Origin of the sequence: Roseobacter sp. FCG-D35 (assembly GCF_033436665.1) — a bacterium.
Lineage (GTDB): Bacteria > Pseudomonadota > Alphaproteobacteria > Rhodobacterales > Rhodobacteraceae > JAWQFO01.
Window position 1 is genome coordinate 1 of sequence record NZ_JAWQFO010000011.1, and the last position, 24847, is coordinate 24847.

A 24847-nucleotide genomic window follows, 5' to 3' on the forward strand; every position below is an offset into this window, starting at 1 on the left:
AGGTAGAAGGCGGCGTCGAGCCCGGTGAAGCCGAGAACGAGCGGCAGGATGAGGAACAGGACCCCGACCGCCAGATCGACCGCAAGGTGCAGCCGGTAGGGAAGAACGCGGACGATGCCGAGGTGATGGTCGGTGAACACCGTCAGCACGAGGGCCGCGACGCCGACGATCGGCGACACCGCAAGGGCCAGCGGATGCGAGGCGCCGAGACCGAGGAGAAACGGCAGGGCGATCAGTGCCAGGGCGACCGGATAGTCGAGCCAGGCGTGGATGGTCTTCGTGACGAAGCGCATGGATTTGTCCTTTGTCAGAGTTTCAGGTGATGCACCGTAGCGGTGCATGACACCGGATATGTCTTTCAGACAGGACGATGAATTTCAGATGATCCAATTTATCCGCTAGATCGTCCGAGTGTTCGGACTATCAAGCGAGCTCCCGCTCCGCACCCTTCATCCGGAAGGCCGCGGGAGAAAGCCCGATCTCCTTCTTGAAAACGCGACTGAACGCGGATTCCGACGCATAGCCCGAAATCTCGGCCGTCTCGGCGACCGAAAGACCGCGGCTGGCCAGTGCCTCCCTCGCGATCTGCATTCGCCAGGAGGTCGCATAGGCCATCGGCGTGACCCCGATCCGGCTCGTGAACCGTTCCGCGAAACTCGTCCGCGACAGACCCGCCTCGCGGGCCAGCTTCTCGACGGTCCAGTCCGCGGCGGGAGCACGGTGAAACGCGGTGAGCGCGCGCGCGATGTTGGGGTCTGCGAACCCGGCGAGGCTGTCGCCAGAGGCGGCCGACTGCTCGATATGCGCCCGGATCGCCTGAGCGAAGATCGCCTCCGACATCTTGAGCGCGATCAGGTCGCCACCCAGCCGAGCGCCGCCGGCTTCGGCGCCGATCACGCGCAGTGTCGCCTCCAGCCACGGGCCCAGTTCGTCGCCGTAGCCGCGCAGGTGGATCAGCGCTGGCAAACGGTCAAGCAGGATGTGCTGCGATCCCTCTGCCAGCGCGAAGTGGCCGCAGATCAGCTGCGTGTCCTGCGCCGATTCCTCGCCGCCCCAGACCAGAGTCCCGTGTCCGGGAAAGCACGAGCGGGCGAGGATGTCGTCGAGCGGGAGGACGTCGTCCGGCCCGGTGTGTCGGCACAAAAGAACATGAGACCGCCCGTGCGGCACGATCACCAGGTCACCCTGCTTCAGGTCGACTGTCCGCTCGGTACCCTCGACGCGAATCCGCGCCTCTCCGCGATGGACGTAATGGAACCGTGTCACGTTTCGAAAGGCGGGGACGCGCACGCCCCAGGGCTCGGTGAAGCTCGTCCGGAAGTAGAGTGTCCCCTGAAGGGACAGACGCGTGAGGATGTCGCTCAGAAGGTCCAGCATGTCCGACCGATACACGCTGTGATCCGTATTCGTCCAGCCATCCGGACGATCTGACAGAAATACCGGACTTCACGGCATTCAGAAGACGGCATCGCTGTGGCAATCGAATGCCACCCTAACCCAAAACCGGAGATTCCCCATGAAGATCACATCCCTCACGCTTGTCGTCGCCGTGGCGGCCACGGGCCTTGCTGCCGATGCCGGCCAGCCTATGAACGACCTCGAAATCGCACACACCGCCTATACCGCCGGTGGCCTCGACATCCGTTACGCGCACCTGGCGCTGGCGATCTCCGAGAACGAGGCGGTGCGCGAGTTCGCCCAGACGATGATCCGCGACCACACGGCGGTGAACGATGCGGCAGGCGCGCTGATCGCCGAGCTGAACGTGACGCCAAAGGACAATGACCTCAGCCGCGCACTGGTCGAAGGCGCTGCGGCTAAGCGGGCCGAGTTCATGCAGCTCTCCGGCGCCGCGTTCGACTGCGCCTACGCGACAAACGAACTCGGATACCACCAGCTCGTCAACAAGACGGTCGCCGAGGCGTTCATTCCCGCCGTCACGGTTGCGCCGCTGAAGGCACTGCTGGAGGATGCACTTGTCACCTTCCGCGCCCATGAGGCGCATGCCGAGCGCATGGTCGACGGTCTGCAATGCGCCGGCTGACGTCTCTCTCGCGGCGTCGCTTCGGCCAGGGTCTGGGCGCAAGCCTGGCCCTGGCTTCGACGCCACAGGGCGCAACGGCGCATGACGGCCCCCACGTCGTTACGGTGCGGATGTCCCGCTTCACGTTCGTTCCAGCCGGCGTCGAGATTCGCCCGGGCGATACGGTAATCTGGACCAACGAGGATCTTGCGCCCCACACCGCGACGGCGCGAGACGACAGCTGGGAGACCGGCGCGCTGGAAGTCGGAGAGTCCCAACGCATCACCTTCGCCGCGCCCGGCGAATTCCAATATTTCTGCGCCTTTCATCCCCACATGGTCGGATCCGTTTCGGTCCTGCCATCGGGCGGAGGATGACTGGCCCTCCGGTCGCCCTCCCCCCCCGGGGCGGCCGGACCTGACACTGAAAGGAAACGACATGCCTGCCCCTATCACGCTCATCAGCCACGCGCTTTGCCCATACGTGCAGCGCATCGCGATCGCCCTCGCCGAGAAAGACGTCGTCTTCGAGCGGCGCACCGTCGATCTCGTCCGGAAACCGGATTGGTTTCTGGCCCTGTCGCCACTCGGCCGGACGCCGGTCCTGCAGGTCGGCGATGACGTGCTATTCGAGTCGGCGGCCATTCTCGAATACCTTGAGGAGACGCTTCCGAACCCGCTTCATCCGGCCTCCCCAGTGGAGCGTGCGCGGCACCGCGCCTGGATCGGCTTCGGCTCAGAATGCCTGAACGACATCGCCGGCTTCTATTCGGCCCGCGACGCCCAGACGCTCGACGCGAAGGCGGCTTCGCTCCACGCGCGTTTCCGGATCCTCGAACGCCAGTTGGAGAACGGCCCCTGGTTCGCGGGCGAACGCTTCAGTCTGGTGGACGCGGTCTTCGCGCCGGTCTTCCGATACTTCGACACGTTCGATGCCATCGGCGATTTCAGCGTTTTCGAAGGCCTGTCGAAAGTGACCGACTGGCGCAGAAGCCTTTCCGCCAGGCCCTCGGTTCGGGACGCGGTCACGCCAGACTACGCCGTCCGCCTCGAACGGTTCATCGAGCGAAAGGGTGGTGCGCTGGCCAACGCTCTCGTCGTGCGGTCGGCGGCGGTGCGTGTCGCCGGGGCGGCCTAGATGTATGCTGAGACCAAATCCTCTGAACGTTCACAGGCGACATCCGCGGCCATGCCTCCCCTCGAGATCAGTTTCGTCCGCCTGACCGAGGTTCCGCTCGAATTGCTTGTCGCGCACATGAGCGATCCGCGAACCGCAGAGCATATGCCGCTTCTGAAGGGGTCCTGGACAATCGAAGACGCCGCCGCCTTCGTTGCAGCCAAGGAAGCCTGCTGGCAGCGCGACGGCCTCGGTCACTGGGCAATCCTCGAGGGCGGCCGGTACGTCGGTTGGGGCGGATTCCAGAAGGAAGGCGAGGAATGGGATTTCGGACTGGTTCTGGTCCCCGACGCTTTCGGTCTTGGTGCGAAGATCACGCAGAAGGCGCTGTCCTTCGCCCGCTCCGATGCCCGCATTCCCTTCATCACCTTCCTCCTGCCGCCATCACGAAAGCATTTGGGCGCGCTTGGTCGCATGGGCGCAGAACTGGTCGGCGAGATCGAGTATGATGGCGCCGTGTTCAGGAAGTTCCGGTTAGAAATGAACCTCCGTGATCAGCGCTAGCGATCGCCAAATTCGCATAAGGGAGGGGCCATTATCGCTACTGAAGACTCCGATTTTGACGCCCGCAATCATGCATCGTTCATCACCCTGAACTCCTGTAACAAGTAGCCGCCGCCGTAGTCTCGCGTCTCGGCATGTTCGAGCCGAGGCGGGAATTGGGCGTCGCCGAACAGGCGGACACCATCGCCGAGAACGATGGGTGCGCGTTTGAGGCGCAGCACGTCAATGAGGCCTGACGTAAGGAGCGAGCCGGCAAAGTCGCCGCCGCCGCAAAGGTACACCGGGCCGCTCGATCGCGCCCGAACGGCCATTATGGACTCGTCGTGGCATGATGGTTCCACCGTGATCTCCGAGCTGTCTAGTAATTCGAGAGATTTCGAGAACACGATGGTTTTCAAGTGCGGGTAGGGATTCTGACCGGGCTTCATTCCGAAGCGATAACCGAACTCGTAGGTTGCCCGACCCATGATCGCGGTTGCGTAGCATTCGAGCCGTTCCGTGTAGTCGTCGACCACCGCGCCTTCCTGGGCGAACTGCGAGATATCTCCGCCCGGCCCGGATATGTGGCCGTCGATCGAGACGGCGACATCGTAGATGATGGGGTGCATGGATTGCTCCTTCCTTGCTGTTCTCCTGTCAATGTGTGCCTCGCTCATGACTGCCAGGTACTGATCCAGCACCTATACCAGAGCGAGCGAAACACTTCGAACGGCGCGGTCAGGCCGGCTTCGGCGAATAGGTCTTCCGTTCGGGCGCCCGAGACCACCGACAGGTCCGAGATCGCGTCGCGTTCCAGACAAGTCGCCTCCGGGGACCCCCCGAAGATCTTTGCATGTGCCAGATAGAGAGGGACCAGTCGGCGAAAGTCCTCGAGTTGGTCGAAGCTCACGTCCGCATGTATCAGATAACCGCCTGGTGCGAGCCTCTCCCGAAGCCCCTTGAGGTATGCCAGTTTGGCGCCATCATCCTTTAGGTGATGCATGACGAGCATCGACGTCGCGACATCGAACGTCTCTCCTTCCGGGATGTCGCCCACGGTACCGACCACAAACCGGACCTCCGGCGATGATCTGGACTTTCGGACGACGGCTCGCGCCAGGTCGAGGTTTTCCGCCGACGGGTCGATCGCGGTGATCTGGCCCGCGAAGTGTCCGTCGAGTAGCTCCTCGAGCTCCCTGCCCCCGCCGGCACCGACGATCAGGACCCGCGGCGCCTCCTTCTCGTGACTTGCGATCAGCGCATTAAGAAGCCGGTACATGCCGTCGAGACCGGGAACGGCGCGTTGCATCTCCCGGTACATGGCAAGCCTGTCGGCATTTTGCTTTTCCGGACCGCGCATCATATCAGCCCCTCACGCGCCATCGCTTGCCGGACAGATGGTCGTTCCGCGATGGTATCAGTGTGCCGCTTGAGAGCCGGCCAATCCGCAAGGGCCATGTTCAGGTCCTCCAGCCACCGGCAGACGACGTAGAGATAGACATCTGCCAGGGAGAAGCCGGTTCCCATGAGGTATGCATTCTGGCGCAGATGTCGCTCGACAACGGCCAATCTGCGGCGCAGATGCCGCTTTCCCGGCTCGAGGAAGGACGGTGGTGTATCCGGTCGGAAGAGCGGGCTGAAGCTCTTGTGGATCTCGGTCGCGATGAAGTTCAACCACTCCAACGCCCGCAGCCGCGGCAGTCCAGATGCCGGCAGCAATGTGGCCTCTGCGGCTTGGCCAGCCACGTATTGAAGGATCACCGGCACCTCGGTCAAAATCTCACCGCTGTCGAGCGCGAGCGCCGGCACATACCCCTTCGGATTGATCTCTCGGTAGTCGCCGCCGCCCGTTGTGCGTCGTGTCCGGTAATCGACTTCGACAAGGTCAAATGGCAGAGCCGCCTCGCAAAGGGCAATGTGCGGGGCGAGCGAGCAGGCGCCGGGCATGAAATAGAGCCTCATGTGGCCGCTCCCCCGGTGAGATGCCTGCGAAGCGCCAGAATGCACAGTCCCGAATACACGATCGTTCCGGTGGCCATCGCGATCCAAATGCCGATCGCACCCATGTCGAAGACGATCGTCGACACAGCGATCAGGGGCGCCGCGACCACCCAGTTTCCGATCAGCGAATAGATCATGACCGGGCGCGTCACCTTCCGCGCGCGCAGCAATCCCGCTGCGGCTGCGCCGGCAGGACCCGACAGCTCGGCCACGGCAAGCGCGCCGATGACGGCGATTGCAACGCTGACGGCGGCAGGTGCGGAACTCCGCAGCATGTAGTCTGCGACCGGTGACGCTATCGCCAAAAGGACGATACAAAGCGACAGACCGACCGTGACGCCAAGCAGCATCGCGGTGCCTCTCACTTCGTGCTCCCGATCAGACCCGGGCTCCATCCGTGCCAGGCGGGTCATCGCTGCCTGCTGCAGGCCGAAGTAAAAGGTGTATCCGACGCCAGCGAGGCGGATCGCCACGGAATGCGCCGCCGCATCTGTCACGGTGAGCGAGGCGGCATAGATCGTGGCCCCGAGATAGATTCCGACTTCGGCCAGGGTGGCGATCCCGATGGGAACGCCGATACGGAAGATCTCGGCAACGTCGCCCGGATCAACGCGGCCTGCCCCGCTATCTCCCGTGCGCCAGACTTCCCACGTCAGAGCCGCGAGAGTGAGCAGGCCCACCAGAAGGGACGACAGGCCAGCGCCCGTTACGCCAAACTCCGGAAGTCCGAACGCGCCGTACATGAACACGTAGTTGAAGACGGCATTCAGAGGCACCGCGCACAGGGTGATCCGCAGCATGACGCCCGGTCGCTCGATGGCGGTCAGCCGGGTTCGCAGCACACCCACCGCCAGCATTGGCACCAGCGTCAGCGCCATCGCCCGGACATAGCCCGTGCCGGCTTCAACGAGGCTCTGGTCGATCCCGAGCACGCACAACATAGCCGGGGTATTCCAAAGCAACGTACAGATCGGAAGCGCCAGAAGAGCGCAGGTAATGTTGCCAGCCGTCCTGAGACGCGCCAAGCGATCCGCGTCACCCGCCACATGGGCAGCCGCATAGAGCGGACCAAGCCCGCCAATGCAGCCGACAGCCAGATAGAAGCAGATCGAGTAGAAGTCGCTCGCGACGGCGACGGCAGCCAGAGCCTCAATTCCGAATGCCGCCGTCATCAGCGTGTCCGTCACACTCATCGCCATGTTGACGAGCGCGAGACCGGTCAACGGCGCGGCGAGCTTCAACAGCGCCCATGCTTCGGCCTTGGTCACGCTTTGCGTATGGTGCCGGGAAGAGGCGCCCGTGCTCCGCGAGATATCGATGTAAGTCATTATTATCACTTCGCTCTTCTTCAGCACCTGCCGGTGCTGGACACGTGTTCCGGCTGGCGGCGCGAACAGGTCGCATTCGCGCCGCCAGCCCGCTCCTCGGGCCTCGTATCACCCGGTCTGCAGCGACGCATTCGGCAACACGGGACCAACCGGGAAACCGGAATCCCATTCCGTGTGATCTTCCTCGCTCGGGTAGGTGGGTTCCGGACCATCGCCGAGCTCGATCTGGAGCCGCACGCCGTAGCCGTCGCTCATGCCGAGCATCACCTGGTGCATCTCGGCTGGCGCTCCGGCGTAGTCACCCGTGCCACCCGTCACGGCCCGCGTGACGACGAAGCCAGGGTCTGCAAGTTCGGCGCCGTGGCTGATCAGCAGATCCCCGTCGTTGAACCGGTACACCTGCCGCGTCATCACGATGGCTCCGGTCTCGGTGCGCATGCCGTCGCCTACGAAATAGCCGTCACAGGTCCATTCGCCGATGACGAGGTCCGGAAAGGCGGGTTCGCCGTCGGGCAGCGTGCCCTCGACGCCGCCATCGAGCGTCCCGGCCGGATAGATGTAGCCCTGGGTGACGAAGGCGTTCCCATAGGCCGGCATCCCGTCCTCGAAGACCGGCGCGGAGGCAAAGACGAAGCGCGAGAGGTCCTCGGCGACGTCGAACGCCGCGAGCGGTTCGTCGGCGCTAGCTGCCAGTGGCATCGACGCGATGGCGGCTGCGCAAAGAAGGGTGGTGTGTCGCATTTGTGTGTTCCTTACGGTGAGTTCTGGGAGGGTCATGCGTCCGCCGCGGCGGATCGCTTCGGTGCGGCGCCCCTGATCGGCGCGCCGAGCGTTTCGGGGGATGTGATCCGACGCGCGTCACCCGTAATGGCAGAGGCGATACGGCGGGCCGCAATCCCGGCAGCGTCGAAGAAACCGGTGTAAATCGGCTTGAACCCGGTAAACCAGAGGCCGGGATTCTCCGGGTCGTGCTCGCCCATCGGATGGCGCGGTCTGCCATTCTCGTCGAGGACGCCGAGATGGCCCATGAGCGGTTCAAGGCCGGTCCTGTACCCGGTTGCCGCGATCACCACGTCGGGTGTGCAGAACGTGCCGTCGGCGAGATGAACGCGCTCGCCGTCGAAACGCTCGACGCGCGGCACGATCCGGAAGCGCCCGGCCTTCAGCGCCGCGACGAAGCCGTCATCGATCGCAAAGGTCACCCCGTCCCGCAACAGGCGCGTGCTCCCGCCCTCCGGGTGGCTGGTCAGCCCGTAGCGCCGGAGATCCCCGAGAAAGAGCCGTTCCGTCATCTTGAACGCCGGATCGAGGACACGGTTCGGCAGAGCCGCGAACACGCGCGCCAGCCCGTGGATCGGGTACCCGAAAATGCGCTTCGGCACGACGACCGGTCCGTAGCGAACGGACACCATCACCTCGGCCGGAGTATGGCTCGCCAGGTGGTTGAGGGCGTCCGTGCCGGAGTTGCCCGCGCCCACGACAAGCACGCGCTTGCCGTCGAAGCGGGACACATCACCGAGATCGGCGACATGAAGGAACTCGCCGGAGAAGCATTCCTTCCCAGGCCAGTCGGGGACATGGGGGATGCTCTCACGCCCCGTGGCGACGATGAGGTTCTCGGCACAGTGCAGCCCGGTGTTCGTGGCCACATGCCAAGCGCCGTCGACGGCGCTGATCTCCGTCACGCGACAGCCGTAGTGCACCGGCGCGTCGAGCCGTCCGGCATAGCGCTCCAGATGCGAGACAACCGTGTCGCGCTTCAGATAGGTGCCATCACCTTTCGGTGCCGCCTGCCCGGGGAGGCCGGCGAACTCACGGTGGATGTTGAGCCGCAGGGCGGGGTGGCGCCCGCGCCAGGGTTCGGCGGGTCGGTCCCGTGCTTCCAGCACGGTGACGGGCACGCCGCGTTCGGCCAGCACATGTGCCGCGGCGAGACCCGAGAGCCCCGCGCCGATCACCAGCGCGCTGCCTGGTTCTATCCTGTTCATGGGTCTTTCCTTTCTGTGGTCTATCGCCAGAGGAGCGGAACTGCGTTGTCATGTGGGGCCGCATATTGCCCGAGCCCCATGTCGCGGAGCAGGTGGTCCGGGAGATGGGAAAGCTCCCGCATCTCCCGGCGAATGCGACGCCTCTCTCCGGCGCTCTCCACCCACCGGCGAAAGTCGTCGGCGATACGTGAACCCCGCCGGCGCCCTGCGCCGGCATTCGATGAAATCATGGTCATGTCCTTGATCCTTTCTGGGCCCGCTCAAGCGCGGGCGACGAAGTAGGCGTTGAGGGGATCGTGCGGCAGGCGATGCGTCTCGACCGATGCGAAGCCTGTCTCGGCGAGATACTCCTCGGCCGTCTCGACACCCCACATCGCTCCCAGTCCTGGCCCGCCCTGCCCGAGCGAGATCGGCATGCAGTGCATGCTGGAGATCATGAACAGGAGCGGTGCGAACGGGTTGGCGATGTTCTTCTCGAGATCGCGCGAGCCGCCGATGTCTTGCATCAGGAAGATGCCGCCGGGGTTGAGAGATCGGCGGATCAGACGCAGGAACCCTTTGGGATCGGCCTGATCGTGGACCGCATCGAAGGCGGTTATCAGGTCGAACGCCCCGATGACTTCTTCGCGGGACAAATCCCTTGTGTGGAAACTCAGGTTTCCGAGCCCCTCTCGCGCCGCGACATCGGCGGTCCGCGCAAAGGCGTCTTCGCAGAGATCGAAGCCGGAGAAGCGGCTGTTCGGAAAGGCCTTCGCGAGGGTCAGCATCGCCAGTCCGCCACCGCAGCCGAAGTCGGCCACGTCGATACCGCTTTCGAGGCGCGCGATCAGACCCGGCACAACCGGCAGGATCGCGTCGATCAGATTGGCGACGACGAGCTGTGCGCTGTCCTCTGCCATGACTTCATGGAACCGGTCGAAATGGTGATAGCAGAGGCCCTCGCCACTCTTGAAACGATCCAAAAGCTTGTCCTCGACCGACGCCGCGAGACCCACGAACTGCGTCGTGACCGCCATGTTGTCGGGGCTGGCGGCGCGGGTCAGAAACGCCGCGTGTTCGGGCGGCAGGGTGTAGGTTCTCGCGGTCGGGTCGTAGTCCACGACGCCCGAGGTCACCATCACGCCCAGCCATTCCCGCAGGTAGCGCTCGCTGACGCCGATCTTCGCGGCAAGTGCCGCCGAGGTCAGGCCGGGATGGGCAGCCAGCCCGTCAAACAGGCCGGCCCGATGGCCAAGCGACGACATGACGGCCAGTGCCGCCTCGTTGAGTGTGCCGACGAAACGCTCTGCAAAGGCGTCCGCCTTCGTTCCGTCGAATGCCGGGATATGTTCCTGAACTGTCATCTTGCGTCCTTCCGTGTTTCCAAAGGCCCAAGGGGCCGTTTTCCTGTGCGCTGGATGGACGGATCGTCAGAGATGCGTTAGAAGAGAAAAGGACGGAAACGGTGATAATCGGACCACCGAGGAAGATTGGAGCGGGGCATGAGCATCAATACGGTCGTGATCGGATCGCGGCACTCAGGAACGTCGACGCTGTTCTCGATCCTGGACGTGCTGGCGTCCGTGGGGCGGGACTGGGAGATGCTGCACGGTCTTCCGATGCAGGTCCCGCTGTTCAGCGCCAGCCTCAGGACGGTCGACGGGGCACCCTATTGGGACGTCAACGGCCGGAAGATCACACCCGATGCGATGCTCGGAGAGGCGCCCGAGCCGGATGTGATTATTGTCTCGGACCTGCACATCGATCCGAACGCGGGGCTACCGGAGGACCTGCGGCCGGTCGCGGATTGGATCGCGGCGGCCCATGCCCGCGGCGCGATCGTCACCTCGGTCTGCTCCGGGTCCGTACTCCTGGGCGCGGCCGGTCTGCTCGATGGCGAGGAAGCAACCACCCATTGGGGATACGCCGACATGCTGGGGCGGGACTTTCCGGAAGTGAAGGTCTGCCGTGAACGGATATTGGTGCCTGCCGGCGACGGACACCGGGTTGTCACCGCCGGCGGTGCGTCGGCCTGGGCTGATCTCATGCTCTACCTGATCGGGCGCTTGGCCGGTGCCGAGGAAGCGCGCCGCGTTGCGAAGATCTACCTGATCGATCCGCATCTCGACGGGCAGTTGTCCTATGCTTCCCTGACCTCGGGGCGCCAGCACCAGGACCAGTTGATCGCCGATGCGCAGGTCTGGGCCGCAAAACACTACGACTCGCCAAGTCCTGTCTCCGCCATGGCCGATCAGTGCGGCATGACCGAACGCGGGTTCCATCGGCGGTTCAAAAAGGCGACAGGCCAAGCGCCCGCCGACTACGTCCAGACCCTGCGGGTCGAGGAGGCAAAACAGCTCCTCGAAACAACGGCCGCACCGATAGACGAGATTTCCGCCGAAGTCGGATACTCCGAGCCATCGAGTTTCAGGTCAGCGTTCCGCAAACGCGTCGGCATCTCCGCGTCGGCCTACCGGAAGAAATGGCGGGCGCTTGCGCCAGTGGCGAATTGAGCCGGGCACCAAGCAAGAGACCGACAATGATTTCTGACACAGCGCGATACGGTGGGGCCATTATCGTGACGGCATTTGCGTTGTGAACGACATCTCCGGTGTTTGAAGCAAACGAGCGGTCCGGCGGAAAGCACTGCCGGACCGCAGGTGTCACGCCGCGCGAGCTCGGCGCGCGGGGAAGTCGATGTCAGTCTCCGCGACGTGGTTCAAATAGTTCGTGATGATGTTCGCCACTACGTTGGCGACAGTCTCCACGATGTCGGCCTCGGTCAGCCCGGCCGAACGCGCTTTCGCGATGTCGCCGTCCGACACCTTGCCGCGGGACTCAACGATCTCCGTGGCGAATTCGAGTATCGCTCCGGTACGCGGATCGTCCGATTGGCCGGCGAGATGATCCTCGATCGTCGCGGGCGGAACCCTCAGCCCCGACGAGATCGCCGCATGGGCTGACGCGCAGTAGTCGCACGCGTTTGCGCCCGCGACCGTCAGGGCAATTGCCTCGCGCGTTCGGGCGTCGAAGCCGCCGCCGGCCAGGGCTTCGTTGAGGCCCAGCAGTCCTGCAAGCGCGGCCGGCTGGTTTCCGGCAACCCGATAGAGGTTGGGCACCATGCCGATCTTCTTCTTGATGGCCTCGAACAGGGAGGCGGTTTCGGGTGTAGCGTCGCGGTCAGCGACTTGGGTTATGCGTGCCATGGAATGTGTGTCCTTTGGATGGAGTGGGAGTGGGATCAGGCCGTGGCCCTGCCGTCTTCGGGCTTCGAAAGGCCGATGACGGCCACGACGGCGGCGCCGTTGAGAAGGTAGAAGGCGGCGTCGAGCCCGGTGAAGCCGAGAACGAGCGGCAGGATGAGGAACAGGACCCCGACCACCAGATCGACGGCCAGGTGCAGCCGATAGGGAAGAAGGCGGACGATGCCGAGGTGATGGTCGGTGAACACCGTCAGAAAGAGGGCGGCGACACCGACGATCGGCGACACAGCAAGGGCCAGCGGATGCGAGGCGCCGAGACCGAGGAGAAACGGCAGGGCGATCAGTGCCAGGGCGACCGGATAGTCGAGCCAGGCGTGGATGGTCTTCGTGACGAAGCGCATGGATTTGTCCTTTGTCAGAGTTTCAGGTGATGCACCGTAGCGATGCACGACACCGGATAGCTCTTTCCGTCAGGACGATAAATTCAGATAGTACGGATTCTCGGCGATATCGTCCGAACTACGGGACTGTCAGGCATGCTCGTGCTGCGCACCCTTCACCCGGAAGGCCGCGGGAGAAAGCCCGATCTCCTTCTTGAAGACGCGGCTGAAGGCGGATTCCGAGGCGTAGCCCGAAATCTCGGCCGTCTCGGCGACTGACAGTCCGCGGGTGGCCAGTGCCTCCCTGGCGATCTGCATTCGCCAGGAGGTCGCATAGGCCATCGGCGTGACCCCGATCCGGCCGGTGAACCTTTCCGCGAAACTCGTCCGCGACAGACCCGCTTCGCGGGCCAGCTTCTCGACGGTCCAGTCCGCGGCGGGCGCGCGATGGAATGCGGTAAGCGCACGTGCGATATTGGGATCCGCGAAGCCTGCGAGGCTGTCGCCCGACGCGGCTGACTGCTCGATATGGGCACGGATTGCCTGGGCGAAGATCGCCTCCGACATCTTGAGCGCGATCAGGTCGCCGCCCAGCCGGGTGCCACCGGCTTCGGCTCCGATCACGCGCAGTGTCGCTTCCAGCCACGGTCCCAGATCATCGCCGTAGCCGCGCAGGTGGATCAGAGGTGGCAACCGGTCGAGCAGGATGTGCCGCGACCCCTCTGCCATCGCGAAGTGGCCGCAGATCAGCTGCGTGTCTTGCGCCGATTCCTCACCACCCCATACCAGCGTTCCGTGTCCGGGAAAGCCCGAACGGGCCAGGATGTCGTCGAGTGGCAGGACGTCGTCCGGCCCGGTGTGCCGGCACAAAAGAACATGAGACCGCCCGTGCGGCACGATTACGAGGTCACCCTGCTTCAGGTCGACCGTCCGCTCGGTGCCCTCGACGCGAATCCGCGCCTCGCCGCGATGGACGTAATGGAATCGTGTCACGTTTCGAAAGGCGGGGACACGCACGCCCCAGGGCTCGGTAAAGCTCGTCCGGAAGTAGAGCGTCCCCCGGAGGGACAGGCGTGTGAGGATGTCGCTCAAAAGGTCCAACATGTCCGATCGATACACGACCGAAAGCGTACTCGTCCAGTCATCCGGACGATCTGACAGAAAACCGGGACTTTATGGCATTCAGAAGACGGCCTGGCTGTGGCAATCGAATGCCACCCTAACTCAAAACCGGAGATTCCCGATGAAGATTACAACTCTTGCTCTTGCCGGCGCCGTGGCGGCCACGGGCCTTGCAGCCGAGGCCGGCCAGCCGATGAACGACCTTCAGATCGCGCATGCGGCCTATACCGCCGGTGGTCTCGACATCCGCTATGCGCACCTCGCGCTGGCGATTTCGGAGAACGACGGGGTGCGCGAATTCGCCCAGACGATGATCCGCGACCATACGGCCGTGAACGACGCGGCAGGCGCATTGATCGCCCAGCTGAACGTGACGCCCGAGGACAACGATCTCAGCCGCGCGCTGGTCGAGGGCGCTGCGGCGAAGCGGGATGAACTCGCGTCGCTGACCGGCGCGGCATTCGACTGCGCCTATGCGACGAACGAACTGGGCTACCACCAGATCGTCAACAAGACGGTCGCCGAAGCGTTCATTCCCGCCGTCACGGTCGCACCGCTGAAGTCGCTTCTGGAGGATGCCCTGGTCACATTCCGCGCGCACGAGGCCCATGCCGAGCGCATGGTCGACGGTCTGCAATGCGCGGGCTGACGGCTCTCTCTCGGCGTCGGTTCGGTCAGGGTCTGGGCGCAAGCCTGGCCCTGGCCTCGGCTCCGCTTGCCGGTGCGGCGCATGACGGATCGCACGTGGTGACGGTGCGCCTGTCCCGCTTCGCCTTCGTCCCGGCCATCGTCGAGATACGGCCGGGCGATACGGTGGTCTGGATCAACGAGGATCTGGCGCCACATACCGCAACGGCGCGTGATGGAAGCTGGGATACCGGCACTCTGAAGACAGGCGCATCGGCACGCATCACCTTCTCGACGCCCGGCGCGTCCGACTATTTCTGCGCCTTTCATCCGCACATGACCGGAACCGTCTCGGTCCGGGCAGCGGTTGCCGGATGACGGGCATTCCGGCCTCCCCGGGGGGCGGTCGGACCTGACACTGAAAGGAAAATCCATGCCTGCCCCGATTACACTCATCAGTCACGCGCTTTGCCCCTACGTGCAGCGCATCGCAATCGCCCTTGCCGAGAAGGACATGGCCTTCGAGCGACGCACAGTCGATCTCTCCCGGAAACCGGACTGGTTTCTGGCCGTGTCACCGCTTGGCAGGACACCGGTTCTGATGATCGGCGATGACGTGCTGTTCGAGTCGGCGGCCATTCTCGAATACCTCGAGGAGACGCTTCCGAGCCCGCTTCATCCGGCATCCCCAGTGGAGCGTGCGCGGCACCGCGCCTGGATCGGCTTCGGCTCAGAATGCCTGAACGACATCGCCGGCTTCTATTCAGCTGCTGACGCCCAGACGCTCGATGCGAAGGCGGCTTCGCTCCACGCGAGGTTCCGCGTCCTCGAAGGCCAGTTGGAGATCGGCCCCTGGTTCGCGGGCGACCGCTTCAGCCTAGTGGACGCGGTCTTCGCGCCGGTCTTCCGATACTTCGACACGTTTGACGCCATCGGCGATTTCGGAGCCTTCGACGGCCTGTCGAAGGTCGCGGAATGGCGGAGGAATCTCTCGTTCAGAACCTCGGTCCAGCAAGCGGTCACGCCTGCCTACGCCGATCGACTGGAACTTTTCATCGAGCGCAAGGGCGGCGCACTTGCCGACATCCTCGCCTCGCGTGCCCTGCCCCATGCGGTGGTGCGTGTCGCAGGGGAAGCATAGATGTATGCTGAGTGCAAACCCCTCGACCGTTCAAGGACGAACTCAACAGGCATGCCACGACCCGAGATCAGTTTCACCCGCCTGACCGAGGTCCCGCTGGTCTCGCTCGTCGCGCACATGAACGATCCGCGGACCAGAGAGCACATGCCGCTCCTGACGTCACACTGGACAATCGAAGACGCCGAAGCCTTCGTCGCCGCGAAGGAAGCCTGCTGGCAACGCGACGGTCTTGGTCATTGGGCGATCCTCGAGGGCGGTCGCTACGTCGGCTGGGGCGGATTCCAGAAGGAGGGCGAGGAATGGGATTTCGGATTGGTGCTTGTGCCCGACGCCTTTGGCCTTGGTGCGACAATCGCGCGCAAAGCCTTGGCCGTCGCCCGCGCCGACGCTCGCATTCCCTTCATCATCTTCCTCCTACCGCCATCGCGAAAGCATCTGGGAGCGCTCGACCGAATGGGCGCCGAACTGGTCGGCGAGATCGAGTATGATGGCGCCGTGTTCAGGAAGTTCCGGTTAGAAATGAACCTCCGTGATCAGCGCTAGCGATCGCCAAATTCGCATAGGGCGGGCCATTATCGTTACCGGCGATGCGGGTGATTTCGGAGCACTGAACGGCCCATGCTGAACTGGCTGAACCCCACCAAAGGAGTTCAGCATGCCCCGCTTCGATCACACCGCTTTCGTCAACGCCTGCCGCGATGAGCGCGGCGTCGGACACCACACCTTGCGGGCTTACGCCCAGGACCTGCGGACCTTCTCCCGCTTCACAGAAGAGCATCGGCTCGGCGATCGGCTGTCGAGAGACGACATCCTCGCCTACCATCGCCACCTGCGCGATGTGATCGAGGCGAAACCGGCGACCATCGAACGGCGGCTGTCGACCCTGAAGTCGTATTTCGCCTGGCGGGAAGGTCGGAACGCCGCCCTGCCCCCCCGTTTGCCGACCTCCGCATCTCCATCCGGATCCCGCGACGCCTGCCGCGCCCCATCGATCGCTACACCCTCAGAGCGGGCCTCCAAACGGGTGAACACGCAATCGCTGCACAATCGGCGCGAGGCGCATACAACGCGGCGCCGGCCTCGCAGAGTGCCGTCACGCTCCTGATCATCAAGCTGCTCATCGTAACCGGTCTCCGGATCAGCGAACTGACGAATCTGAAGATCTGCGACGTCTCGCCGGATGGAGGCCAGATCCTCGTGAATGGTAAGGGCAGTCGGGAGCGGATGGTGTTCGTGCCGATCCGCCTGCTGCAGGACGAGTTCAAGCGATACTGTGAGGCACGTCGCGAGGAAGGCCCGCGCTCCGCGCCGCTGTTCCTGAACACCGAGAGTCGCCGGTTCCGACACTCGGCCGCGACGCTGCTGATCTAGGAAGGCATCGATATCCGGATGGTCCAGGCCCTGCTCGGCCATGCCAATCTCTGGACCACCGAGATTTGCGTACAGGTTTCGAACCATGCGCTGCGACGCGCACTGGAGAAGGTCGATGTATTAAGCGAATTGGGGCGGTGACCGGCCCGATCCTGCCGTTCGCTACCGGCCCCCACCGCTGCGCTGCGGCCCGTCAAACCTGCCATTCGCTGCACTGGCGAAATCCAGAGCGGGACGAACTGGAAGCGTGCGGATGGAGCGGACGCTGCTGAGCCAGCTCAGGACGTGCGCTTGTCCAGTCAGAGTGCTGGATTATCTACCCACAGTTGACCAAACGTCACGTGCGCATACTACTAAAGCCTACGATCCTGATTCATCCTTTAGATTCGAGGAGGTGCAACATGCACCGGCGTATCTCGTACTTGGCTTCCGTGCTGGTCCTGTCAGCCTTGCCGCTCGCGGCACAGGAAGAGAGCAATGCTTTCAATCTGACCGTACAGAGCGAGCCCTATCTTGAACCGCACATACCCCGACCGGAGCAGGAAGCTGAAGCCGCGGAGAAGCTCGCCGCGCTTGCTGAGAAGACCGGTGGCAAACCGAACATCCTACTGTTGCTTGTGGATGACATGGGCTGGGGCGATCCCGGCTCCTACGGCGGCGGCATTGCGGTGGGCGCACCGACGCCCGAGATGGACCTTCTGGCGCGGGAAGGGCTGCGGCTTACGTCGACCTACTCGCAGCCGACCTGCACTCCGACCCGTGCAGCGATTCTCACCGGACGTATTCCCACACGCAGCGGCCTGACCCGTCCGACCCTGTCGGGCGAAAACCCGACGACCAATCCCTGGGAAATCGAGGCAACGCTCCCCGGCCTTTTGTCCGACGCCGGTTACCGCACGGCGCTGGCCGGAAAGTGGCACCTCGGCGAAGCCGAAGGTTCGCGTCCGCACGAAGCCGGTTTCGACGAATGGTACGGAATCCTGTCGGTCATCAGCGACATGTCGCAGCAGCTCGACGAACGGCTCTATCCCGACATGGTGTTGCGACCCGAGCGGCTGGCTGCGCTCAGGGAACTCTCCGAAGCGGCGATCACCAAGGGCCTGAAAGGTCAACCCTTGGAGGTCGCCGAAGAGATCACCTCGATAGAGCAACTGGCGCAGATCGATCAGAAGTTCGCCGACTTCTCGGAAGATTTCATCCGCCGTGCCGCAGCGGACGACGTGCCGTTCTTTCTCGAGCATTCCTTCGCCCGGCTTCACAACGACAGCTACCCCGCCGAGGGTTACGCGGGAAAAAGCCCGGCAGGCTTTCCTTACAAGGATGCAGTCCTCGAGGTCGACGACATCATCGCTCGCCTGATCGGAGTTCTGGAAGAGACCGGCGAGCTTGAGAACACCTTCGTCTTCCTGACGTCAGACAACGGCGCCAACGAGGACCTCTATCCCGACAACGGCTTCCAGCCATGGCGCGGGGGCAAGGGGACAACCTGGGAAGGGGGCGTGCGCGTTCCGGGCATCGCATACTGGCCGGGAATGATCGCACCGGGTCGTGAAAGCGACGGGCTGTTCGACCTGACCGATTTCTTCAACACCTCGCTGGCCCTTGCGGGCGCATTGGACAGCATTCCCAGCGAACGTTTCATTGATGGCATCGACCAATCATCCTTCCTGCTGGCGGATGACGGCCAGTCCCGGCGTGATGCGGTGTTCATGTATTCCGAGAACAACCTGATGGCGATCCGCTGGATGGAGTATAAGGTCCACTTCAAGGTGATGCTGCAGCACGCGCCTCGGCGGAATCTTGACGAAACCACCGTGTCGGATGTCGGCATGAGCCCCTGGGTCTACAACCTCTACCTTGATCCGAAGGAGCAGGCGAGCTCAGGCCATTCCCGGTTCGAATGGGGCCTTCCCCAAGCCCTGCAGAGGGTACAGCGCCATCTTGCAACTTTCGCTGACTATCCAAGCACGGACATCGGACTCGGAAAGCCCTGATCGCAGATCGTGACCCCCAGAGACGCTCTTCGGCGGTCGCCTTACTGCCAACCGCCGGGCATTTCCAGAATTGGACCCTCCTACGATTTGGCGAATGTCGTGATAGCGCTCGCTGCGGACATTCTCCGCAGCGGCATCCCGGCGTGATATTCTTGGATGCCAACGTCGGGTTGGTGCTGGGGCGGACTGAGGCGGATCGGAGAAGCCATCATGACCGTCGCCAACTTACCCGCCATTCGCGCCTGCCGACCCGCTTGGAACAAGGGCCGCGTCGTTGGCCAGAAAAGCCCCCTCATGCCGAAGCACGTCTGGGCCATCCGAGTACGCCTGGAGATTGCCGAGAACCATCGCGACCTCGCGCCTTTCAACCTGGCTATCGACAGCAAGCTGCCCGGCTGCGACCTCGTCAAACTGAAAGTCGCCGATATCTATGCCTTTGGGCAAGTCAGAGAACGCGCCTCGATCATTAAGAACAAGACTCGGCGGGCAGTTCGATTTGAGATCACGGAAGGCACGCGCAAGTCGATCCTGCAGTGGATGGAGGAGCCTCTGATGATCGGTTCCGAATTCCTTTGGCCAGACAGGTTCCACGAGCGGCTGTACATTTCGACGCGACAGTACGCCCGGCTCGTTCGCGAATGGGTGACTTCAATCGGTCTGATCCTGCCGTTGGCTACCGGACCCCACCGCTGCGCTGCGGCCCGTCAAACCTGCAATTCGCTGCAAGCTCGAAACTGCGTGCTCGACGAACTGGAATTATGCGGACAAAGCGCCAATGTGCTGTAGCCGCGCAGATATCGTTCTTCCTGCTTTTTGCAGACATACTTTTTTTGCAAGTTTGTTGCACAATTGAGATGACTACGATCTTGAGACTAACTGGCAGTCTGTCCCTTCCCACATGGTCGCTGCATGGCTCTGGGCTGCAAGGCGAACCGCAACTCCGACCGTAAGGTCGTTCAGGGTGCCCCGATCTCCTGAAAAACTGCCGGAGACCGGCACGATATGATGAATATCGCGCCCGACTGCGACTGGGATCAGGTTCTGAGACCCAACGCTTCGGTTCGTTGGATCAAAGGCAATCCATCCAGCACCGGGAATAAATATCTCGACCCAAGCATGGGTAGACCCTGAACCCGCCGACCCAACGAGGCTCATTTCGGGGTCGTACAGATAGCCCGAGACAATGCGGGCGCCAAAGCCAAGCCGGCGGGCTGCCTCCGCAAGCAGGACCGCGAAATCACGGCAAGAACCCCATTGCCGGTCGAGCGTTTCGATCGGTGACTGGGTGCCTTCAGTGTCACGGCTTTGGTAGGAAATCTGGTTGAACACACCGTTGCTGACGTCCTTCAGCAATGACAACGTATCGGTCGGGCGTGCCATGACGAATCCTTCGGCCCATCGGGCAAGGCGGCTGTCTGGGTCGCAATATTGCGGTACCGTCAACGCTCCGAGGTCCGTCCATTCGTCGGCGGCGTAGAAAAAGGGGAACTGCGCTGCCGAGGCAGCGATGGAAAAGACCGGCCAGGCTGGCGCGGTCAGTTGAACGCTGGCCCGGCTCTCGATCACCAGGCGATCTGCCGTTTTGTCAAAGACGGCAGTGGCGATGGCGTTGCCGGCCACATCATGCGCCCATGTCAGGGTCCCCGTCGGAGTGATGGAGAGAGTGTGCGAGAGAAGCCGCAACTCCCGCGTTTCTCGGGGACGCAGCATCAACCGATGCGGCCCAAGTGGGACCTCGTGACAGTATCGATAGGTCGTGGAATGAACGATGTCGAGGCAGGCCAAAAATGGAGATCCAGTGTGGTTCGAATAAAACGGCGCGCGTCGGCGGGGATCAGCGGTGCCGAGATGCACTCGGGCTGCCGGACACTGCGCTCCGCCAGGCCTTCAACCCCTTGCAGCGCCGACAGATCCGTTCTCCGAAGCCTTCACTCCAGAAAACAACATCGCATCTCAGACAGGGGCGCTCTCGAGGTACGTCGCCAAAGGCCCTTCCGCGCGTGACGTCCGGAAATGCTGCGTCGACCGAGGATTTCTTAGCGTTCATTTCGAATCCGTGCTGAGTTTCGAGCGCATAGCCGACGTCCCTGTCGGTCGTAGAGGCATGCCCGCGTTTTCAGCAGCATGGATTAACGCAATGTCACGTGCACCTAAACGCGCCGGGTTCCGGTCCAGGACATCCTTGTCAGACTGGGGCGTCCGGAGCCCCGAATAGAGATGCCGCATATGTGCTGCAGAGACCCCGTCGGCCTCCATCACGAGGCGCACCATTGGATCAGCCAGCATTTGCTCAAGGAAAAAGTCGGACAACTCCCTGCCCGTTAGCTTGTCCCTGGCGCGTGCATGGTCCAGATCGGCAAGGGAAACGGTCAGAAACCGCGCAAGCCCCGGATGCGATATTCGGGGATGAAGTTTTATCAGGACGGAAGCTTTCCGAGCTGTGGGGTCCTGTTGATCCGGTGGTGAAACCAATTCCGTTTCGATCTCGTACTCTCCCGCCGGGAGCGTCTCGTCGAAGCCTGGAACGGTAAACGGCCGACAAAAAACCGCAACGGTCTTGCTCGTCAGATCTTCCATTAGCGCGTTCCACTCCCTTTTTGCTGTGGGTAGTCCGCGCCCCTCATAGTATTGGGGCGCGTAACCTGTGTAGGTCTCAAGATGTCTTGGACTTCGCGGGTGCTTCTTTGCCAGCGGCCTTGGGCTCAAACGCCTTGGCAGGGGTCTTCGCAGGCTTGGGCTTCATTGCAGCCGCTGCCCGTGCAGTCAGGTCCTTGAAAGACATGTCAACAATCCTTTGATTGGCCAGCGCGAACTCCTCGTCCAAAACGGACCGGGATGCTTAGCACCGCTAATATGTATATGGGGATTGGCGACCCCAGTTACGATGGCACATCGAAAAGAAATCCAAGGTCAGTCAGGCCAAGCTATCCGTCCAGACCTTGAACTCGGTCAGAGTATTCTGACCAAATGTCTGGGTCAGCGGCACATCGGCGGCATCGCGCCCGCGTGCGATCAGAATTCGCGCAAACCGCGGCTCGTTATTGCGCGGATCGAACGTGCGCCATTCACTATCGAGGAAGACCTCCATCCATGCGGCGAAATCACTCGGGGGATGTGGCAGAGGCTCCCCGATGTCGCTGAGATATCCGGTGCAGTAGCGGGCCGGAATGTTCATGCAACGACACAGCGCGATGGCGAGATGGGCAAAGTCGCGACAGACACCCTGCCCCTCGGCGAGGGTCTGCGATGCAGTGCGCGTGGCCTTTGCCTGCATATAGTCGAAGCGGACATGTCCATGCACGAAATCGCAAATCGCCTGAACACGTGACCATCCGGAATCCACGGTTTCGAAAAGGCGCCACGCCTCTTCCGACAGAAGGTCGGTATCGCAATACCGACTGCCCTGCAGAAACACGAGGGTCCCGAATGGCAGATCCTGAACCGCGTGCTGTCGCGCTCCTGGGGATGCAAGATCGGGCTGGCCCGTGTCGCGGAAGATGCCATCCGTCGACAGGCAGAAGTCGCCAGCCGGAGCCACGAGACGCGTGCACCAGTTGCCGAAACCGTCACGGTAGCTTTCAAGCGGCACGCTGGGCGAGGTCACAAGATAGTCGGCACGCTCCAGATCGCCGAACCGCGAGTAGTGGACGTTCAGCATCGCAATCAGCGGCGTCGACTGCGGGAAGCTGTATCGCAGCCGGCACCCGATGCTGACGCGCATGCCAGACGCGCCGCGACGAGAAATATCCGCATCACCGTCCAACGATGCACATCCCGTCCGAGAGCCGGAAGCCTCGATTGCAGCTCCACCGATTGCCGGATCGGTCGAGATGGGCGTTCTCTGGCAGATCGATGGCGACGCATGCGCCATTCAACACCTCGTATCCCCGCTCGCAGCTCCAGCCCGGTCCATAGGATGCTTCGTCCAGATAGGCATTCGATGGCACGACAATGGCGTCGCATCGGTTGTCGATTCTGACGAAGCCTCTCTCACAAGCCCAGGCGGCGCCGTATTCTGCGTTGGTCAGATACGCGTTCGCTGGGACGGCAATCGGCGAACATGTCCCCGCAAGAGCCTCATAGCCACGATCACAGGTCCATCCAGTCCCCGTGTGATCGTCTGTCAGGTAGGCACGCTCGGGGAGTACGATGGGCACGCATGTCTCGTACTCTTGCCGGAACCCGCGTTCGCATTGCCAATCGTAACCGGAAGACCGGAGGAAGGCGTTGGCAGGTACTGGGATGCGATTGCAAGATATCCCGTTTACCTCTTCATACCCACGGTCGCACTCCCACCCCGTCCCGTAGGAGCGCCCGGTTGGATAGGCATGCGCGGGGATGTCGAGAGCCAGGCATTCTGCGGCCTCTACCCGGTAACCGAGGTCGCAGATCCATCCGTCGCCATAGCTGCGCGGCTGGGCGTTCTCCGGCATTGGGCCGGTGCCATCCTGCGCAAACACGGGAAAGGCGAAGGAGGCGATCACACCGGCTATAGCTGCCGTCCTCGCGATCAGCCTGGGCAAGGGATGTCTCATCGCAACTTGCTCCTTGGCGGACCAGAGTCGGCCGGTTGCCGCGCGAGTCCTCGATAGCCCAAGCGTGGGAGTTCCGGTCAGCCGCCGAGTGGGCACGGGTGGTAGCGGGGAGCCCCTGGAATTTGATCCCGATGGCATGCCTTCGTTCCCGGCCACCTGGATCGAGAAGCCCCGCGGGTCCGTCGGATGCGTGCTCCCGGTCATCGGGTCGACAATTTGTGCAATGCCTCAGCGGCAAGAGCATGTTCCTTCTGGTGGTAGTCGCCGCGGAACTTGCCATCGAGCTGCACCTCCCAGATCCCCTTTCTTTCGCGCACCTGAACCCCACCGCGTTGAATCTGCCGGTTCATCGAAGAAACTTGTCCGCCTCTACTATTTGGCGACACGAGTTTCATGTCGGTCATTTGCGGCTCCTTCGCCTTTGGCACGCGCGCTTTTCCGAGGAGCATCACAGCGCGAATAAATTCTGCCGCATAATCATCAGTTTCGCGGTGGTCGTGTTCACGCTGGGTCACTTTCATCGGCTCCACGAACCGTTCTCGGAGGTTGTCTACGAAACGCGGTTCAGTGCGGGTCATGAAGGCGATCAGGGCTTGCGGGATCAGTTCATGAGCCAGCACACGCCGTTCGAGGTCGGTGGTCTCTGGGGACGCAATCCGAATGGCGCGGTTCATCCTTCGTCTACTCCGCTTTCCGGGCGCTCCGGCAACGCGTCGACATCGAGAGCTGCCAGGCAGGCCTGCGCGATATCGCGGCTCGGAGCATCTGTTCCGGGCACCGTCGCCCAGCCCGCCTCCATCAGAGCATCGCGCCGCTGATAGGTCGAGGTGGCCCGGATCGTTTCAAGCTTTTCGGCCCGTGCTGGATCAGACTGTGCCATCTCGTGGCAAACCGGCACCATGGAGGCGACGACATCGTCTTGGGACATCGCCATCGCCCTGTCATTTGCGGTTCCGGCGGTCACCCACCCGCCCCAGGTAAAACCGACCACGCCGACAAGAGCCGCGCCGATCACGGCACCATAGACGCCGGGCTTAAGCCATTCGGGAGCATTCATTTCAAGTCCTCCTGCGGAGAAAGCGCCGCATCGCTGTGATTGATTTCCTCAGTCGCGCCCCGATCCCGGCTCAGCGCCTCTTTCAGGTCGTTTTCGGAAATCGCCCGTAACTCAGTCCGTCCCGCATGCCCGCCCCTTCCGCGCACCGTCAGGTAGGTCGCCGTCCGGCGATACGCCTCGAAGCTGAGCCCCTGGAGAAGCTCTTCCTCGACAAGAACCTCGTAGTCGCCCGGGGGCAAATCGCCCGGGTATCCTGGCAAAGTGAACCGGTTCGAAAACGTCACCGTCGATATGGTAGACCGCATGTTCATCCTTGGTCTCCGCGATGTTGGCAGATCCGTCGCTTAACACTGTTGACGGCCCTTTGGAGTGCGGGACGAACCGGTCGAACAATTGAGTGTCTTGTACCTCGAGATCGTTCGACTGGCGCTGACGCATG

General features: G+C 62.8%; 31 protein-coding genes. 13 read left to right on the plus strand and 18 right to left on the minus strand.

Annotation, left to right across the window (positions count from 1 at the left end):
• A partial coding sequence (locus tag R5H30_RS19525) for an SPW repeat domain-containing protein (RefSeq protein WP_318330326.1) occupies positions 1-293 on the minus strand: 293 nt, incomplete at its 3' end.
• A 130-nt stretch (positions 294-423) separates the two neighbouring features.
• Positions 424-1377, minus strand: a complete 954-nt coding sequence (locus R5H30_RS19530) for an AraC family transcriptional regulator (protein ID WP_318330327.1) — start codon at positions 1375-1377, stop codon at positions 424-426.
• A 139-nt stretch (positions 1378-1516) separates the two neighbouring features.
• Here R5H30_RS19530 and R5H30_RS19535 point away from each other — a divergent pair, with 139 nt between their 5' ends.
• The 4 genes from R5H30_RS19535 (at position 1517) to R5H30_RS19550 (ending at position 3703) form a co-directional block, all read left to right on the plus strand.
• Positions 1517-2044: a DUF4142 domain-containing protein gene (locus R5H30_RS19535; RefSeq protein WP_318330329.1), complete on the plus strand. Its 528-nt coding sequence runs from the start codon at positions 1517-1519 to the stop codon at positions 2042-2044.
• Positions 2032-2400, plus strand: coding sequence for a cupredoxin domain-containing protein (locus R5H30_RS19540; RefSeq protein WP_318330331.1), 369 nt, complete (start codon positions 2032-2034; stop codon positions 2398-2400). Before R5H30_RS19535 ends, R5H30_RS19540 begins: the two co-directional genes overlap by 13 nt.
• 61 nt (positions 2401-2461) lie before the next feature.
• Positions 2462-3160 (plus strand): glutathione S-transferase family protein, encoded by a 699-nt coding sequence (locus tag R5H30_RS19545; RefSeq protein ID WP_318330332.1) that lies wholly within the window; start codon positions 2462-2464, stop codon positions 3158-3160.
• A 51-nt stretch (positions 3161-3211) separates the two neighbouring features.
• Entirely contained in the window at positions 3212-3703 is a 492-nt protein-coding gene (locus tag R5H30_RS19550) for a GNAT family N-acetyltransferase (RefSeq protein WP_318330478.1), read from the plus strand.
• 68 nt (positions 3704-3771) lie between these two features.
• On the opposite strand, the gene R5H30_RS19555 is transcribed toward R5H30_RS19550, so the two are convergent.
• From R5H30_RS19555 to R5H30_RS19585, 7 genes are all read right to left on the minus strand, one after another.
• Positions 3772-4311, minus strand: coding sequence for a dihydrofolate reductase family protein (locus tag R5H30_RS19555; RefSeq protein ID WP_318330333.1), 540 nt, complete (start codon positions 4309-4311; stop codon positions 3772-3774).
• Positions 4312-4355: 44 nt separating this feature from the next.
• Positions 4356-5042: a class I SAM-dependent methyltransferase gene (locus R5H30_RS19560; protein ID WP_318330334.1), complete on the minus strand. Its 687-nt coding sequence runs from the start codon at positions 5040-5042 to the stop codon at positions 4356-4358.
• Positions 5042-5644, minus strand: coding sequence for a glutathione transferase GstA (gene gstA, locus R5H30_RS19565; RefSeq protein ID WP_318330335.1), 603 nt, complete (start codon positions 5642-5644; stop codon positions 5042-5044). The genes R5H30_RS19560 and gstA overlap by 1 nt, the downstream gene beginning before the upstream one ends.
• Positions 5641-7038 (minus strand): MATE family efflux transporter, encoded by a 1398-nt coding sequence (locus tag R5H30_RS19570; RefSeq protein ID WP_318330336.1) that lies wholly within the window; start codon positions 7036-7038, stop codon positions 5641-5643. The genes gstA and R5H30_RS19570 overlap by 4 nt, the downstream gene beginning before the upstream one ends.
• A gap of 81 nt (positions 7039-7119) precedes the next feature.
• A complete protein-coding gene (locus R5H30_RS19575) occupies positions 7120-7752 on the minus strand; it encodes a hypothetical protein (protein WP_318330337.1) in 633 nt (210 codons plus the stop codon).
• Positions 7753-7784: 32 nt separating this feature from the next.
• The gene (locus R5H30_RS19580; RefSeq protein WP_318330338.1) at positions 7785-8999 is read right to left on the minus strand and encodes a flavin-containing monooxygenase; all 1215 of its coding nucleotides are present in this window, start codon (positions 8997-8999) and stop codon (positions 7785-7787) included.
• A gap of 260 nt (positions 9000-9259) precedes the next feature.
• Positions 9260-10342 carry a class I SAM-dependent methyltransferase gene (locus R5H30_RS19585; RefSeq protein ID WP_318330339.1) on the minus strand — a complete coding sequence of 361 codons (1083 nt, stop codon included), beginning with the start codon at positions 10340-10342 and terminating at the stop codon, positions 9260-9262.
• 126 nt (positions 10343-10468) lie between these two features.
• Here R5H30_RS19585 and R5H30_RS19590 point away from each other — a divergent pair, with 126 nt between their 5' ends.
• On the plus strand, positions 10469-11491 hold the full coding sequence (locus tag R5H30_RS19590; protein ID WP_318330340.1) for a GlxA family transcriptional regulator: 1023 nt from the start codon (positions 10469-10471) through the stop codon (positions 11489-11491).
• Positions 11492-11641: 150 nt separating this feature from the next.
• Here R5H30_RS19590 and R5H30_RS19595 read toward each other — a convergent pair whose 3' ends face one another.
• The 3 genes from R5H30_RS19595 to R5H30_RS19605 all read right to left on the minus strand — a co-directional run bounded on the left by R5H30_RS19595 (position 11642) and on the right by R5H30_RS19605 (position 13665).
• A complete protein-coding gene (locus R5H30_RS19595; protein ID WP_318330342.1) occupies positions 11642-12184 on the minus strand; it encodes a carboxymuconolactone decarboxylase family protein in 543 nt (180 codons plus the stop codon).
• A gap of 35 nt (positions 12185-12219) precedes the next feature.
• On the minus strand, positions 12220-12582 hold the full coding sequence (locus R5H30_RS19600) for a hypothetical protein (protein ID WP_318330343.1): 363 nt from the start codon (positions 12580-12582) through the stop codon (positions 12220-12222).
• A 129-nt stretch (positions 12583-12711) separates the two neighbouring features.
• Positions 12712-13665 carry an AraC family transcriptional regulator gene (locus tag R5H30_RS19605; protein ID WP_318330344.1) on the minus strand — a complete coding sequence of 318 codons (954 nt, stop codon included), beginning with the start codon at positions 13663-13665 and terminating at the stop codon, positions 12712-12714.
• Between the two features lie 139 nt (positions 13666-13804).
• On the opposite strand from R5H30_RS19605, the gene R5H30_RS19610 reads away from it, so the two are divergent.
• The 8 genes from R5H30_RS19610 to R5H30_RS19645 all read left to right on the plus strand — a co-directional run bounded on the left by R5H30_RS19610 (position 13805) and on the right by R5H30_RS19645 (position 19602).
• Positions 13805-14332 (plus strand): DUF4142 domain-containing protein, encoded by a 528-nt coding sequence (locus R5H30_RS19610; protein ID WP_318330345.1) that lies wholly within the window; start codon positions 13805-13807, stop codon positions 14330-14332.
• A complete protein-coding gene (locus R5H30_RS19615) occupies positions 14320-14688 on the plus strand; it encodes a cupredoxin domain-containing protein (protein ID WP_318330346.1) in 369 nt (122 codons plus the stop codon). Before R5H30_RS19610 ends, R5H30_RS19615 begins: the two co-directional genes overlap by 13 nt.
• Positions 14689-14743: 55 nt before the next feature.
• The gene (locus tag R5H30_RS19620) at positions 14744-15451 is read left to right on the plus strand and encodes a glutathione S-transferase family protein (RefSeq protein WP_318330347.1); all 708 of its coding nucleotides are present in this window, start codon (positions 14744-14746) and stop codon (positions 15449-15451) included.
• 117 nt (positions 15452-15568) lie between these two features.
• Positions 15569-15994 carry a hypothetical protein gene (locus tag R5H30_RS19625; protein WP_318330349.1) on the plus strand — a complete coding sequence of 142 codons (426 nt, stop codon included), beginning with the start codon at positions 15569-15571 and terminating at the stop codon, positions 15992-15994.
• Between the two features lie 112 nt (positions 15995-16106).
• Positions 16107-16556 carry a site-specific integrase gene (locus tag R5H30_RS19630; protein ID WP_318330350.1) on the plus strand — a complete coding sequence of 150 codons (450 nt, stop codon included), beginning with the start codon at positions 16107-16109 and terminating at the stop codon, positions 16554-16556.
• Between the two features lie 14 nt (positions 16557-16570).
• Positions 16571-16822, plus strand: coding sequence for a tyrosine-type recombinase/integrase (locus R5H30_RS19635; protein WP_318330479.1), 252 nt, complete (start codon positions 16571-16573; stop codon positions 16820-16822).
• A 326-nt stretch (positions 16823-17148) separates the two neighbouring features.
• Entirely contained in the window at positions 17149-18816 is a 1668-nt protein-coding gene (locus R5H30_RS19640; RefSeq protein ID WP_318330351.1) for an arylsulfatase, read from the plus strand.
• A 210-nt stretch (positions 18817-19026) separates the two neighbouring features.
• Positions 19027-19602: a site-specific integrase gene (locus R5H30_RS19645; protein WP_318330352.1), complete on the plus strand. Its 576-nt coding sequence runs from the start codon at positions 19027-19029 to the stop codon at positions 19600-19602.
• A gap of 72 nt (positions 19603-19674) precedes the next feature.
• Here the strand turns inward: R5H30_RS19645 and R5H30_RS19650 are convergent, their stop codons facing one another.
• From R5H30_RS19650 to R5H30_RS19675, 6 genes are all read right to left on the minus strand, one after another.
• Entirely contained in the window at positions 19675-20601 is a 927-nt protein-coding gene (locus R5H30_RS19650) for a transglutaminase family protein (RefSeq protein WP_318330480.1), read from the minus strand.
• Positions 20602-20859: 258 nt separating this feature from the next.
• A complete protein-coding gene (locus R5H30_RS19655) occupies positions 20860-21393 on the minus strand; it encodes a hypothetical protein (protein ID WP_318330353.1) in 534 nt (177 codons plus the stop codon).
• 337 nt (positions 21394-21730) lie between these two features.
• Complete coding sequence (locus tag R5H30_RS19660) at positions 21731-22537, minus strand: transglutaminase-like domain-containing protein (RefSeq protein WP_412105158.1); 807 nt, start codon at positions 22535-22537, stop codon at positions 21731-21733.
• Positions 22538-23551: 1014 nt separating this feature from the next.
• Positions 23552-24025, minus strand: a complete 474-nt coding sequence (locus R5H30_RS19665) for a hypothetical protein (protein ID WP_318330355.1) — start codon at positions 24023-24025, stop codon at positions 23552-23554.
• Positions 24022-24408 (minus strand): hypothetical protein, encoded by a 387-nt coding sequence (locus R5H30_RS19670; protein WP_318330356.1) that lies wholly within the window; start codon positions 24406-24408, stop codon positions 24022-24024. Before R5H30_RS19670 ends, R5H30_RS19665 begins: the two co-directional genes overlap by 4 nt.
• Positions 24405-24719: a hypothetical protein gene (locus tag R5H30_RS19675; RefSeq protein WP_318330357.1), complete on the minus strand. Its 315-nt coding sequence runs from the start codon at positions 24717-24719 to the stop codon at positions 24405-24407. The genes R5H30_RS19670 and R5H30_RS19675 overlap by 4 nt, the downstream gene beginning before the upstream one ends.
• Between the last annotated feature and the right edge of the window lie 128 nt (positions 24720-24847).